Genomic DNA, 14,239 nt, shown 5'->3' on the forward strand with positions numbered 1-14,239 from the left:
TCTTATTAATATTAAAAGATGGCACAAGGTACATTATTAACCTTTAGTGAATTATTTTTATGTCAAATGCCGAAGATAAAATTAGCCAATTACAACAGCAGCTTAATCAATATAATCATGAATACTATGTATTAGATCAACCTAGCGTACCTGATGCAGAATTTGATCGATTAATGACAGCATTAATCGAGTTAGAAATAGCAAACCCTGAACTTAAAACCATTGATTCTCCTAGTCAAAAAGTGGGTGGACAGGCATTAAAGTCTTTTACTCAAGTCACGCATCAGCAGCCGATGCTCTCCCTTGATAATGTCTTTTCCCTAGAAGATTTCCATGCCTTTGTTAAACGTGTCAAAGATAGATTAAACAGTAATCAAGCTTTGACTTTTTGTGCCGAGCCTAAATTAGATGGTTTAGCGGTAAGTTTACGATATGAGCAAGGGATACTAGTCCAAGCAGCTACGCGTGGTGATGGTAGTGTTGGCGAAAATATTACCACCAATATTCGCACCATTAAATCCATTCCACTTAAGCTTATGGGCGCGCCCGGCAAAGACTTTCCAAGTGTTGTTGAAGTACGTGGTGAGGTATTTATGCCTAAAGCAAGTTTTAATGCTTTAAATGAACTGGCTAAAAAACGTGGTGAAAAAGGTTTTGCTAACCCACGTAATGCCGCTGCTGGCAGTTTACGCCAACTTGACTCCAAAATTACCGCTAAGCGTAATTTAGCCTTTTATGCCTATAGTTTAGGATTTGTTGGTGACTTGGCGGCAGATAATGGTGAAAGCAAAGATTTAACCCATGAGTTCTTTGAGGACTCACACCACCAAAGGTTGTGCCAGCTTAAAGCACTTGGTTTACCTATGTGTCCAGAAGTGCGCTTACTGGCAAGCGAACAAGCAGCGGATGCCTACTATCAAGATATCCTAGCTAAACGTAGCGCCTTAAGTTATGAAATAGACGGTACAGTGTTTAAAGTTGATGATATAGCTCTGCAAAAACGTTTAGGTTTTGTCGCACGAGCTCCTCGTTGGGCAATTGCTTATAAATTTCCGGCTGAAGAAGAGTTAACCTGTGTTGAAGATGTTGAGTTTCAAGTAGGTCGAACTGGCGCTATTACGCCAGTGGCGCGATTAAAACCTATCTTTGTTGGTGGGGTAACCGTTTCTAATGCTACCTTGCATAACCAAGATGAAATAACACGCTTAGGGCTGAAAATAAATGACACTGTCGTTATTCGCCGTGCCGGAGATGTGATTCCGCAAATTGTTAGCGTAGTTGTTGATAAACGACCTGATAATGCGCTAGATATCATCTTTCCGACTACGTGTCCTGTATGTGACTCTGCGGTTGCTAAGCCAGAAGGTGAGGCTGTACTTAGGTGTACCGCAGGACTTTTTTGTGCGGCACAGCGAAAAGAAGCAATCAAACACTTTGCTTCGCGAAAAGCTCATGATGTCGACGGCTTAGGCGATAAACTTGTTGAACAGCTTGTTGATGAAAAGTTGATTAATACCCCTGCTGATTTATTCAAGTTGACCGAAATTCAAGTCAGTATGATGGAGCGTATGGGCAAGAAGTCGGCGACTAATTTAATTGCTGGCCTTGAAAAGGCTAAAACGACCACCTTAGCGAAATTTATTTATGGTCTAGGCATAAGAGAAGTGGGTGAAGCAACTGCGGCTAACTTAGCTAATCACTTCTATACCTTAGCTGCAATTGAAAGTGCATCCCTAGAAGCATTACAAGATGTCTCAGATGTTGGCGAAATTGTTGCCAAAAATATCATTAACTTCTTTAAAGAAGAGCATAACTTAGCGATTGTTTCCGGGTTAACTGCAATGATGAACTGGCCGACAATTGAAATAAAGTCAGCTGCAGAGTTACCGCTGGCTGAGCAGATCTTTGTTCTTACCGGTACACTAACGCAAATGGGCCGAACAGAGGCGAAAACAGCGCTGCAATCCTTAGGCGCGAAAGTTTCCGGCAGTGTTTCAAAGAAAACAGATTTTGTTGTTGCCGGGGATAAGGCTGGCTCTAAACTCACTAAAGCGCAAGACTTAGGTATTGCTGTGCTGACAGAAGATGAGATGATTGCACTATTGAGCAAATACGGTGTAGCAATATAAATCTCTTGGTAATGGCCTAATAATCTGAGCTACTTGAGAAGTAATAAAAAATAGAGAAGTAATAACAAGCATGAGTTCATTTATTATCGCTACGTTAACAGACGTTGGTCAATGGTTCCGTCCTTATCAGTACCAAGCTGCTTTAGCCCTCATTGCTACGGCTTTGGTTATTTTTGGTAATGAAATTAATTGTGCGATTAAAAAGTTAGTTGTTAGGCAGCACTTTATCATTCGCACCTTGGTATTTGTGCTTGTTTGCGCTTTTGGTTATGGCTTATTAACGGTTTGGTTAACCAATGTTTTGGCACAGCAGTTAGCTAAAATTCCTACTCCGTATTTATTACCGAGTGTTACTGTTATTTTCTTTGTTCTGGGCATGTACGCACAAAAACAACGCCATATTTAAAAGCCGCATGATGAGTTCAATAATGCATAAAGCATAAATAGAATACTAGGTAAGGGCGGTATTATAAAAAAATACCGCTTAACACCTCTCAATGCCTTGGTTTTCTTTAGCTTAAATGGTTACTTGCTATCATGTGTTAGTGCTGTTGTAAGAGTAAAGAAGCACTAAAACATCAACTATTCTTTACACGGTCTTGTTACGGGTTAATCGCCAAAATGCAAAGCTGGCAACAAAAAATAACACCATGGGATAAAAGGCATGGCTTGCTACAGCCAGTGGTGATATTTGTAAAGTCGCGCCAAGTAATAGCGCTTGAGCGCCATAAGGTAATATACCTTGGTTAATACAAGCGAAAACATCGAGTAAACTGGCTGACTCAGCCGGTGATAAGCCACCATCAGTAGCGAGGTTTTTAGCGGTATCACCAGTAACTATAATTGATACTGTATTGTTGGCAGTAAAGAAATTACAAACAAAGGCCAAGCCGGCAATACCTATGCCCGCAGCCCGTTTGTTATTATTAGGCGCTAGTTTTCTTGCAAGATTCTTTATCACTCGTGTTAACGCGGATAAACCACCTTGCTGACGAACCAACTCACTTAAACCACCGATAAAGAGAGATAATATAAAGATGTCTTGCATGCTGGCGAAACCTGCTGTGATATCTTTTAGCCAAGCAGATAACTGATAGCCATTGCTAATCATGCCAATGGCTGCCGCTAGAACTATGCCTAAGGTTAATACCACAAAAACATTCACGCCCATCAAGGCTAAGACCAGAATAACCACGTAAGGAATTAAACCAACTACAGCAGTTTCACTGTTTAACTCATGGTTTACTTCGCCACCTAACACGGTAAATATCACCAAGCAGATAAGCGCGGCAGGTACAGCAAATTTAAAGTTTACCCGAAATTTATCCTTCATGTGCGCACCTTGACTGCGTGTTGATGCAATAGTGGTATCAGAAATAATAGATAGGTTGTCACCAAAAATGGCACCAGATACTAAACAGCCAGCAACCAGTGCAGCATCTAAATTTGCCGTTTCAATAAAGCCAAGCGCAACCGGCGCAATAGCAGCAATGGTGCCCATTGATGTGCCCATAGCGGTAGATAAGAAAGCGGCGACCAGGAATAGTCCGGGCAATAATAGGTAATCAGGGAACATGGCTAAGCCAAGTTGCACACTGGCATCAACACTACCCGTTGATTTTGCTACCACGGCAAAGGCGCCCGCAAGTAAATAGATAATGCACATGGTGGTTATGTTGGCATGACCGGCGCCACTAACAAATTGTGTAATCTGTTTATCGATAGGGCTTTTATTTAATAGTTTCCCTAGGCCAATGGAGACGATAATGGCGGGGATAATGGCAATACTTGCTGGTAGTTGATAAAAAGCAAAATCAACACCCTGAAGGGTGAGAATAATACCGGTACCGAGAAAAAGCCCTAAAAAAACGGCAAAAGGCAGTAGGGCAAATATATTTTCTTGGGGGGCATCTTTATTGGTCATAAGTGAGCTATATAAAATAAGTTTATGACAGCATTATAAAAGCAAAATCTCTCTTGTCAATATAGATGTTTAGATGGCTAAATGGTTTATTGAAAGATAGGCAATAAAAAAGGCCAACTACGCAATAGTTGGCCTTGTCGCATCGATAAAATACCTAGCTAAAATAACAGTCCTGAATTAGATGAAAATTCTTACTGCTATTTTTAAGGTGCGGGTTGTGTTTGTTCATCCGCCCAAGCAACCGCTTGGTTGTAATGCTCAACTACTTTATCTTTGTCGAGTTTTAATTTTTCCATAACCAAGGTGGTTTTATCCCATTGGGCTTGTTCGATAAATTCAACCAACTTAATTATTGCCGCCATAACCCCTTTTTTAGTCAGTAGTGGCTCTTTAATATCCTGCGATAGCGGGAGTTTTTCTAATACGCTAGCCATCTCTTCATCTAATATGGCATCAATCATGGATAATAACCCAGTTAAAAAGGCTATTGAAACATCAAGTTGTGCGTGAATATCATGGGCGACTAACTCACAAAACTTTGCTCTGGTCATGGCCATGTTAATTAATTCGGATGGTTTATCCGGGTTTGCTGTTACCGCAAACATTAAGCCGATAAAGCGCTTTAATTCACCTGAGCCTAAAATGACTAAGGCTTGTTTAATGGTCGATATTTCGTTGCGGCGCTTAAAAATTGCTGAGTTAGCATAACGTAATAATTTATAAGATAGCGATACGTCACGCTCAAACACGCTAGTAATACTGTTTAAATCTAAATCGGTTTTAGAGGTTTCATAAAGTAACTCGGCCATGGCTATCTGTGAAGGTGATAAGGTTTTAGTTTTTATCATTTCTGGTTTGGCGAAGAAGTAACCTTGGAAGTAGTCAAAGCCGAGTTGCAGCATTTGATCATATTCTTCATAGGTTTCTACTTTTTCAGCTAACATTTTAATATGGGGATGATCTTTAATGGCAATAAGGACTTCTTTAATATCATCGATACTGCTTTGTTGAATATCAATTTTTATAATTTTAATAAAAGGGTAGAAATGTGCCCAAACGTTTTTGTGTTCATAATCATCTAACGCCAGAGTGTAGCCTTTCGTATGTAAATCTTTACATAGCGCCAGTAACTTCTTACCGGGTTTAACAGTCTCCAGAATTTCAACCACTACCTCTTCGGGAGTAAGCATTTCAGGGTAGCCTTTCTCCATGGTTTCAAGAGTAAAGTTGATAAAGGCCGCTTTATTTCCGGTAAACTCACTAATGCCCATATTGAATTGGCTAGCTTCAATCATTTTGCTCGTGGCTTCATCGCCATCTATATCAGGGAATACATTGTCTATGCTGTCACGAAAAAGTAACTCATAAGCAAATAATTTTTTACTCTTATCTAAAATCGGTTGTCTTGCAGCGTAAAAGTTCATATATGTCGTTAACTAGCTCAGGCTCTATAGGTTAATTACCATTAAATATATGGTATAGCGGATTTTATTGCATTAGTTTTTTTTAATTTGTTTGCGCTTTCATCTTCATTTTTCTTTTTGTTTACTTGTTATTAACCTTAGCAGTAACTTAAAAGCAAAAACCAGTAAACAGACTAAGGTTTATTTATTTGGTGATTTTTGCTAGTTTAGCGAGCTTAATCACTCACTAGCTCACAATTAGCAGGTAATCACTTTGGCTATCGGTACCTTAATCTCTTTAACACTCTACTTCATCGTTATGCTCTTAATTGGCTTATACGCTTATAAAAAATCTACCAGTGATGTCGCTGGCTATATGTTAGGTGGCCGTAGTTTGTCGCCAAGTGTCGCTGCTCTGTCTGCGGGGGCCTCTGATATGAGTGGCTGGATGTTGATGGGTTTACCCGGTGCTATGTACCTTACCGGTGTCAGTAGTATTTGGATTGCCATCGGCTTGGTTATTGGCGCATTTCTTAATTACTTAGTGGTTGCACCACGTTTAAGAACTTACACCGAAATAGCCAATGACTCTATCACCTTACCTGATTTCTTTGAAAATCGCTTTAACGATAAGTCACGCTTATTAAGAATCGTATCATCGCTGGTTATCGTGGTATTTTTTACCCTTTATACCTCAAGTGGTATTGTTGCTGGCGGCAAACTATTTGAAAGCTCTTTTGGCTTAAATTATGAAGTCGGCTTATATGTTACTGCTGGAGTAGTGGTTGCTTATACCTTATTTGGCGGGTTTTTAGCGGTAAGTTTAACTGACTTTGTGCAGGGTTGTATTATGTTTATCGCCTTAGTTTTAGTGCCTATTGTTGCGATAAGTGAAGTAGGCGGCATCGCTGAAATGCAAACGACTATTGAAACAATAAATCCGGAATTATTAAATATCTTTAGTGGCGTCAGTGCTATTGGTATTATATCTGCCATGGCTTGGGGCTTAGGTTACTTTGGTCAGCCGCATATAATAGTGCGCTTTATGGCGATTCGTAACGTTAAAGATATGCCAACCGCGCGTCGTATTGGTATGACTTGGATGATAGTGGCTATTATTGGCGCTATGGCAACAGGTTTTGCTGGTATCGCTTATGTAGCGAAAACAGGTATAAAACTTGATGATGCCGAAACCATTTTTATCGTTTTATCACAGTTATTATTTAGCCCGTTAATTGCTGGCTTTTTATTAGCGGCCATTTTAGCGGCAATAATGAGCACCATCTCTTCACAATTACTGGTTACCTCTAGTTCACTTACCGGCGATTTTTATCAAGCCTTTTTACACCGTGATGCCAGTGAAAAACAATTGGTGCTAGTTGGCCGAATCTCTGTGTTTCTAGTTGCCTTGGTAGCCATTTATTTAGCTTACGATCGTAATAGCAGTATCTTGAGCTTAGTTAGTAATGCTTGGGCAGGCTTTGGCGCCGCCTTTGGACCGGTTGTAATTGGTTGTTTGTATTGGAAAGGTATGACGCGAAATGGCGCTTTAGCCGGTATTATTAGTGGCGCGGTAACTGTACTTATCTGGATATATGCACCTATCACTATTAATGGTCAGTCTTTGAGTGCATGGATGTATGAGATAGTCCCTGGCTTTATTGTTTGTTCATTAGCTATTTATGTATTCAGTAAGCTATCGCCTAAAGTTGAAGATAGCATCTCTACCAAGTTTGATGAAATGTTAACGCATCATAAATAATTAAACGATTTTTTAAAAATCGATTCAATTTGAAAAGCTAGTGACTTCAAGTCACTAGCTTTTTTGTTTTTAAATTCCTGTAATTAACCCATTAGCTTTTGGTTGAAGACTAGAGCGAATCTAATGGTTACTGGCTAATTTCAAGTTGTTCGCTTTAGAGCTTTTATGCTAGAATCTCGCTAATTTTTAAACCTTCGATTAATTTGGTTTGCTTTATAGAAAAGTTTACTGCAAATTAATCATTTAAAAGACTATTTAAAGTCTGGAGTTTATATCAATGAGTTTTGATACTACTGAACAACGTGTTAGCTATGGTGTAGGTCGTCAATTAGGTGACCAACTTCGCAACAACCCTTTTAAAGATTTTGATATCACTGCTGTACAAGCAGGTATCGCTGATGCATTAGCTGAAGCCGATAGTAAGGTTTCGGATGAAGATCTAAACGAAGCTTTTTCTGTAGTTTCTAAAAAAATACAAGAGCAAGAGCAAGCTGCTGCTAAAGAAGCTTCTGCTGAAGGCGAAAAATTCTTAGCTGATAACGCTAAGCGTGATGAAGTAACAGTTACTGAGTCTGGTTTACAATACGAAGTATTAGTAACTGGTGAAGGCGAAAAGCCATCAGCAGATAGCACAGTATCTGTTCATTACCACGGTACATTTACCAACGGTGAAGTTTTTGATAGTTCTGTTGACCGTGGTCAACCGGCTGAGTTCCCAGTTAAAGGCGTTATCGCTGGTTGGACTGAAGCATTACAACTAATGACTGAAGGTTCAAAGTGGAAGTTAACTATCCCTTATGACCTAGCTTACGGTGAACGTGGTTCACAGGGTGCTATTCCTGCTTATGCTACGTTAGTATTTGAAGTTGAATTATTAAGCATCAAGTAAATATCGTATTATAATAAAAGCCCTCAATTGAGGGCTTTTTTTTAAGCTAAAACTAATAGATTGAAGCTATGTCAAAAATAAAGTTACAAGAGCTCTTTAAGCACTATCAAAATGCATTTTTACAATGTGATATTGATGAAGTAAGCCGTTGTTATCACTTACCATGTACACTGAATACACCTGATAAAATAGTGCTGCTCAAAAATGCAACTGATTGCCAGCAAGAATTTGGTGCTATTTTCACCCAACTCAAAGACGCCAGTACCAGTAATATTATTGCTAAACAAGCTTCTTTTGAGCAGGTGAGTAAACAGTTATATTTAGTGTGCATAGAATGGGATTTTATCGATGGCCAAGGGCAAGTTTTTGCTGACTTTGCTGCTATTTATCATGTATTAGACCATGATGGCACATTGAAAATAGTGAATGTAGTTTCTCATGAACTTGAGAGTGCGTTAACGTTAGCAGAGTCACTTTGTTGGTAAACGTATTTTATTACTATTAGATATTTTATCCGTATTTTAGGCGGTTTTCCGCGATTTCTTTAAGAACAGTAGAGAACAATATGAAAGTAAAAGTAGCTATTTTAGGTTGCAGTGGTCGTATGGGGCGTAATTTGATTCAGGCAGCACATGAGCATGCAAGCGTTGAATTGGTTGGTGGTAGCGTACGTACTAGTTCATCTTTTGTCGATTTTGATTTAGGGGAATTAGCGGGCATTGGTGCTATTGACATTAAAACTTCAACCCAGTTATCACAACTGGCTGCAGCCGATGTTTTTATTGATTTTACTTCAATAGAAACGACCCTAGAAAACCTTGCTTGGTGTAACGAAAACAAAAAAGCTTTAGTTATCGGCACTACCGGATTTTCAGATGAACAAGTAAAAGTGATAGAACAAGCGGGTAAAACTATGCCAGTGATATTAGCGCCCAATACATCAGTTGGCGTTAATTTAATGTTTAAGTTACTGCAAGTCACTGCAAAAGCAATTGGCGACTATACTGATATAGAAATTTTTGAGGCACATCACCGATTTAAAAAAGATGCACCTTCAGGCACCGCGGTAAAAATGGGACAAGTTATTGCTGATACCTTAGGGCGAGATCTTAACAAAGTTGCCGTTTATGGCCGTGAAGGTATTACAGGTGAGCGTAAAAGAGAAACTATTGGTTTTGCCACTGTGAGAGCAGGGGATATTGTTGGTGAGCACACCGCCATTTTTGCAGATCTTGGTGAACGTCTTGAAATTACTCATAAAGCGAGTTCTCGAATGACCTTTGCACTAGGGGCTATGCGTGCAGCATTTTGGTTAAATGATGCTGAAGCCGGCTATTATGATATGCAAGATGTATTGGGTTTAAAAGATTAAAATTAATACCTAAGTATTGGTTAATTTTAACAAGAGATAACTAGTCTTTTTGGCCATTTGGTCAGGAAATGATACGGAAGACTAGAAAAACTATGTTTTTACATTTTATTAGTAGACGAATTCACTGCACAAGCGTAAAATAAGTGGATTTTGTCAAAAATTTAGCTGAAAAGTGGTTTTTGATATCTGTTTTTGTACGGGAACTACAGTAAAAAGCAATTGCACAGAGCAGTTGCTGTTATATGCGCGTTTACGTTTATTTCTTCTTTGGAGGTTACATTGGCTACATCTGCTATTTTAGTGCTTGAAGACGGCACTGTTTTTAAAGGCACCGCAATTGGTGCACAAGGTTCGGCTGTTGGTGAGGTCGTTTTTAACACCTCAATGACAGGTTATCAGGAAATCCTTACCGATCCATCATATGCAGAGCAAATTATTACCCTGACTTACCCACATATTGGTAATACCGGTACTAATAGCGAAGATAAAGAGTCTGATAGCATTGTTGCTAAAGGTCTAGTTATTCGCGACTTGCCTTTAATGGCTAGTAACTTTCGAAATGAACAGAATTTAAGTGATTATTTAATCGAACACAATATTTTAGGTATCGCTGATATTGATACCCGTAAATTAACGCGTATTTTACGTGAGAAAGGTGCTCAAAACGGCTGTATCTTAACACTTGATGATGTTAACGATGATAGCCAACAAGCAACTGCTCTTAGCCAAGCGAAAGCATTTCCAGGTCTTAAAGGCATGGATTTAGCTAAAGTAGTTTCTACCAAAGAAAAATATGAGTGGACGAGCGGTAGTTGGACTCTTGATTTAAGCAATGGTGCTAACACCGGCACAGGTTTTACGAAACCAGAGAAATTTGAATTCCATGTTGTTGCTTATGATTTTGGCGCAAAAAGAAATATCTTACGTATGTTAGTTGACCGTGGTTGTAAATTAACTGTGGTACCTGCGCAAACTCCGGCAAGTGAAGTACTAGCGATGAACCCAGATGGTATTTTCTTATCTAATGGACCTGGTGACCCAGAGCCATGTGACTACGCTATCACGGCCATTAAAGAATTCCTTGAAACAGAAATCCCAGTATTTGGTATTTGTTTAGGTCACCAATTACTTGGTTTAGCCAGTGGTGCTAAAACAGTTAAAATGAAGTTTGGTCATCATGGTGCAAACCACCCAGTGAAAGACTTCGCTCGTGACGTAGTAATGATTACTTCACAAAACCACGGTTTCGCTGTTGATGAAGATACCTTGCCAAGCAACTTAACAGTTACCCATAAATCACTATTTGATGATTCTTTACAAGGTATTCATCGCACAGACAAACCAGCGTTTAGCTTCCAAGGTCATCCTGAAGCAAGCCCTGGTCCAACTGATGCTGCGCCGTTATTTGATCACTTTATTGACTTGATCAAAATTTATAAAAACGCTAAATAATTCAGCCTAGAGAAAGATAAGAGAGAAAAGAAATGGGAAAACGTACTGATATAAAAAGTATCTTGATCTTAGGTGCTGGACCAATTGTTATTGGTCAAGCCTGTGAGTTCGATTACTCTGGCGCGCAAGCATGTAAAGCATTACGTGAAGAAGGTTATCGAGTTATATTAGTTAACTCTAACCCGGCAACGATAATGACTGACCCAGAGATGGCCGATGCGACTTACATCGAGCCCATTCATTGGGAAGTAGTACGCAAAATTATTGAAAAAGAACGTCCTTGTGCGGTATTACCAACAATGGGCGGTCAAACCGCATTAAACTGTGCTTTAGAACTTGAAGCTAAAGGCGTATTAAAAGAGTTTAATGTTGAAATGATCGGCGCAACAGCTGATGCCATAGATAAAGCAGAAAACCGTAGTCGTTTTGATAAAGCGATGAAAGCTATTGGCCTTGATACACCACGTGCTGAAATTGTTCATACACTAGAAGAAGCACATGCAGCGGTTAAACACTTAGGTTTCCCGTGTATTATTCGCCCATCATTCACCATGGGTGGCTCAGGTGGCGGTATTGCTTATAACACCGAAGAGTTTGATGAAATTTGTACGCGCGGTTTAGACCTTTCACCAACAACTGAATTATTGATTGATGAATCATTGATTGGTTGGAAAGAGTATGAAATGGAAGTGGTTCGCGACAAAAATGATAACTGTATCATTATTTGTTCGATTGAAAACTTTGACCCTATGGGCATTCATACGGGTGATTCAATCACTGTTGCTCCAGCGCAAACGTTAACAGATAAAGAATACCAAATCATGCGTAATGCCTCTCTGGCAGTATTGCGTGAAATTGGTGTTGAAACCGGTGGTTCAAACGTACAATTTGGTATCTGTCCAGATACAGGTCGTATGGTTATTATTGAAATGAATCCACGTGTATCTCGCTCATCGGCATTAGCTTCAAAAGCAACGGGTTTCCCAATTGCTAAAATAGCGGCCAAGTTAGCGGTAGGCTATACCCTAGATGAGTTAACAAATGATATTACTGGTGGCAAAACACCGGCATCATTTGAACCGACTATCGATTATGTTGTTACTAAGATCCCACGTTTTAACTTTGAAAAATTTGCAGGCGCAGACGATAGACTAACTACGCAAATGAAATCAGTTGGTGAAGTGATGGCTATTGGCCGTAACCAACAAGAGTCATTACAAAAAGCTTTACGCGGCTTAGAAGTTGGCGTGAATGGTTTTGATTCTATTGTTGATGTTACTCAGCCAGGCGCTAAAACCAAAATCATGCATGAATTGCAAGAAGCTGGTGCCGACCGTATTTGGTATATTGGTGATGCTTTCCGTTTAGGTTTAACGGTAGATGAAGTCTTTAACTTAACTATGGTTGACCGCTGGTTCCTAGTACAAATTGAAGATATCATTTTAGAAGAAGCGAAAGTTGCTGATGGCGGCTTAACTATTCTAACACCAGAATACTTACGCAAACTTAAACGTAAAGGTTTTGCCGATTCTCGTTTATCTGATCTAATTGGTGTTTCTGAAGCGGAAGTACGTAAAAAACGTCACGCGGCGGATATATACCCAGTATACAAACGTGTTGATACCTGTGCGGCAGAGTTTAGCTCTGATACTGCTTACATGTACTCAACATACGATGAAGAGTGTGAAGCTAACCCTACAGATAATAAAAAAATCATGATCTTAGGTGGAGGCCCCAACCGTATTGGTCAAGGCATTGAGTTTGATTACTGTTGTGTACATGCAGCATTAGCGCTTCGTGAAGATGGCTTTGAAACTATCATGGTTAACTGTAACCCTGAAACTGTTTCTACCGATTATGATACTTCAGACCGTTTATACTTTGAATCTATCACCTTTGAAGATGTTCTTGAAATTGTACGCATTGAAAAACCTGTCGGTGTTATCGTGCAATACGGTGGTCAAACACCACTTAAATTAGCACGTTCACTTGAAGCTGCTGGCGTACCTATTATCGGTACTTCTCCAGATGCGATTGACAGAGCAGAAGATAGAGAACGTTTCCAACAAGCGGTTGACCGTTTAGGTTTATTACAACCTGAAAATGCTACAGTAACTTCAGTAGACGAAGCGATGGCAAAAGCTGAAGGTATTGGCTTCCCATTAGTTGTTCGTCCATCTTATGTACTAGGTGGTCGCGCGATGGAAATCGTTTATGACCTAGATGATTTACGTCGTTATATGACTGAAGCAGTAAGTGTTTCTAACGACTCGCCAGTATTACTTGATCGCTTCCTTGATGATGCGATAGAAGTTGATATTGACTTGATTTGTGACGGCACTGACGTAGTCATTGGCGCAATCATGCAACATATTGAACAAGCGGGTGTTCATTCAGGTGATAGTGCCTGTTCATTACCGGCTTATAGTTTAAGCCAAGAAATTCAAGATGTGATGCGTGAGCAAGTCACCGCTCTTGCTTTTGAGTTAGGTGTTGTTGGTTTAATGAATACACAAATGGCAGTTAAAGACGGCAAGGTTTACTTAATTGAAGTTAACCCACGTGCCGCTCGTACCGTTCCTTTTGTATCTAAAGCAACCGCTGTACCGCTAGCTAAAATTGGCGCACGGGTAATGGCGGGTAAAACCTTAAAAGAGTTAGGTGTTACCAAAGAAGTCATTCCACCGTACTACTCGGTAAAAGAAGTGGTTATTCCATTTAACAAGTTCCTTGGTAGTGATCCTCTTGTTGGCCCTGAAATGCGCTCAACCGGTGAAGTGATGGGCGTTGGCGATACCTTTGAAGAAGCTTATGCTAAAGCTAGTTTAGGTGCCGGTGTTAGTGTACCTAAGACAGGTAGAGCGTTGATTTCTGTGCGTGATAGTGATAAGAAACGTGTATTAGAATTAGCTAAAATCATGGTTGATTTAGGTTATGATTTAGATGCCACCCATGGTACTGAAATTATTTTACGAGAAGCTGGTGTACCGGTTCGTCGTGTTAATAAAGTACATGAAGGTCGTCCACATATTCTTGATAGAATTAAGAATAGTGAGTACAGTTATATCATCAATACTACCGAAGGCCGTAAAGCCATCGAAGATTCCAAAGTATTACGTGGTGGTGCCTTACGTTATAAAGTAGCTTATACCACAACCTTAAACGCGGCTTTTGCTACTTGTATGTCACATGCGGCTGATGACAGAAGTAAAGTCACCTCTATTCAAGAGTTACACAAAAGACTCTAAATAGTTTTTTTACAGAATAAGTTTAACGCTTATCTAAAACTTTTTTAAAGGTGGTTATCT

Annotated in this window: 10 protein-coding genes; 8 read left to right on the plus strand and 2 right to left on the minus strand. The window is 39.6% G+C overall.

The features are described 5' to 3' along the window. The first annotated feature begins 59 nt into the window (after positions 1 to 59). Together ligA and HRT55_RS01925 are read left to right on the plus strand one after the other, a co-directional pair. Positions 60 to 2,129 (plus strand): NAD-dependent DNA ligase LigA, encoded by a 2,070-nt coding sequence (gene ligA, locus HRT55_RS01920; RefSeq protein WP_291618382.1) that lies wholly within the window; start codon positions 60 to 62, stop codon positions 2,127 to 2,129. A gap of 70 nt (positions 2,130 to 2,199) precedes the next feature. Then, entirely contained in the window at positions 2,200 to 2,535 is a 336-nt protein-coding gene (locus HRT55_RS01925; RefSeq protein ID WP_291618384.1) for a DUF3392 domain-containing protein, read from the plus strand. Between the two features lie 183 nt (positions 2,536 to 2,718). Here the strand turns inward: HRT55_RS01925 and HRT55_RS01930 are convergent, their stop codons facing one another. Together HRT55_RS01930 and HRT55_RS01935 are read right to left on the minus strand one after the other, a co-directional pair. Continuing rightward, positions 2,719 to 4,053: a Na+/H+ antiporter NhaC family protein gene (locus HRT55_RS01930; protein ID WP_291618385.1), complete on the minus strand. Its 1,335-nt coding sequence runs from the start codon at positions 4,051 to 4,053 to the stop codon at positions 2,719 to 2,721. Positions 4,054 to 4,256: 203 nt separating this feature from the next. Continuing rightward, positions 4,257 to 5,477 carry an EAL and HDOD domain-containing protein gene (locus HRT55_RS01935; protein ID WP_291618386.1) on the minus strand — a complete coding sequence of 407 codons (1,221 nt, stop codon included), beginning with the start codon at positions 5,475 to 5,477 and terminating at the stop codon, positions 4,257 to 4,259. A gap of 253 nt (positions 5,478 to 5,730) precedes the next feature. Between HRT55_RS01935 and putP the strand changes: the two genes are divergently transcribed. From putP to carB, 6 genes are all read left to right on the plus strand, one after another. Continuing rightward, positions 5,731 to 7,218, plus strand: coding sequence for a sodium/proline symporter PutP (gene putP / locus HRT55_RS01940; protein WP_291618387.1), 1,488 nt, complete (start codon positions 5,731 to 5,733; stop codon positions 7,216 to 7,218). A gap of 271 nt (positions 7,219 to 7,489) precedes the next feature. Continuing rightward, on the plus strand, positions 7,490 to 8,107 hold the full coding sequence (locus tag HRT55_RS01945) for an FKBP-type peptidyl-prolyl cis-trans isomerase (RefSeq protein ID WP_291618814.1): 618 nt from the start codon (positions 7,490 to 7,492) through the stop codon (positions 8,105 to 8,107). A 68-nt stretch (positions 8,108 to 8,175) separates the two neighbouring features. Then, positions 8,176 to 8,592 carry a hypothetical protein gene (locus tag HRT55_RS01950; protein WP_291618389.1) on the plus strand — a complete coding sequence of 139 codons (417 nt, stop codon included), beginning with the start codon at positions 8,176 to 8,178 and terminating at the stop codon, positions 8,590 to 8,592. Positions 8,593 to 8,672: 80 nt separating this feature from the next. Next, the gene (dapB, locus tag HRT55_RS01955; RefSeq protein WP_291618390.1) at positions 8,673 to 9,479 is read left to right on the plus strand and encodes a 4-hydroxy-tetrahydrodipicolinate reductase; all 807 of its coding nucleotides are present in this window, start codon (positions 8,673 to 8,675) and stop codon (positions 9,477 to 9,479) included. Positions 9,480 to 9,758: 279 nt separating this feature from the next. After that, positions 9,759 to 10,931, plus strand: a complete 1,173-nt coding sequence (gene carA / locus HRT55_RS01960; protein WP_291618392.1) for a glutamine-hydrolyzing carbamoyl-phosphate synthase small subunit — start codon at positions 9,759 to 9,761, stop codon at positions 10,929 to 10,931. Between the two features lie 32 nt (positions 10,932 to 10,963). Further along, on the plus strand, positions 10,964 to 14,179 hold the full coding sequence (gene carB, locus HRT55_RS01965) for a carbamoyl-phosphate synthase large subunit (RefSeq protein WP_291618393.1): 3,216 nt from the start codon (positions 10,964 to 10,966) through the stop codon (positions 14,177 to 14,179). Positions 14,180 to 14,239: the final 60 nt, after the last annotated feature.

Source organism: Colwellia sp. (assembly GCF_013214175.1).
GTDB lineage: Bacteria > Pseudomonadota > Gammaproteobacteria > Enterobacterales > Alteromonadaceae > Colwellia.

What these genes read in the sequence shown, in the direction of transcription:
- ligA (WP_291618382.1), top strand. Translation starts at nt 60, where the DNA reads ATGTCAAATGCCGAAGATAAAATTAGCCAATTACAACAGCAGCTTAAT.
- HRT55_RS01925 (WP_291618384.1), top strand. Translation starts at nt 2,200, where the DNA reads ATGAGTTCATTTATTATCGCTACGTTAACAGACGTTGGTCAATGGTTC.
- HRT55_RS01930 (WP_291618385.1), bottom strand. Translation starts at nt 4,053, where the DNA reads ATGACCAATAAAGATGCCCCCCAAGAAAATATATTTGCCCTACTGCCT.
- HRT55_RS01935 (WP_291618386.1), bottom strand. Translation starts at nt 5,477, where the DNA reads ATGAACTTTTACGCTGCAAGACAACCGATTTTAGATAAGAGTAAAAAA.
- HRT55_RS01950 (WP_291618389.1), top strand. Translation starts at nt 8,176, where the DNA reads ATGTCAAAAATAAAGTTACAAGAGCTCTTTAAGCACTATCAAAATGCA.
- dapB (WP_291618390.1), top strand. Translation starts at nt 8,673, where the DNA reads ATGAAAGTAAAAGTAGCTATTTTAGGTTGCAGTGGTCGTATGGGGCGT.
- carB (WP_291618393.1), top strand. Translation starts at nt 10,964, where the DNA reads ATGGGAAAACGTACTGATATAAAAAGTATCTTGATCTTAGGTGCTGGA.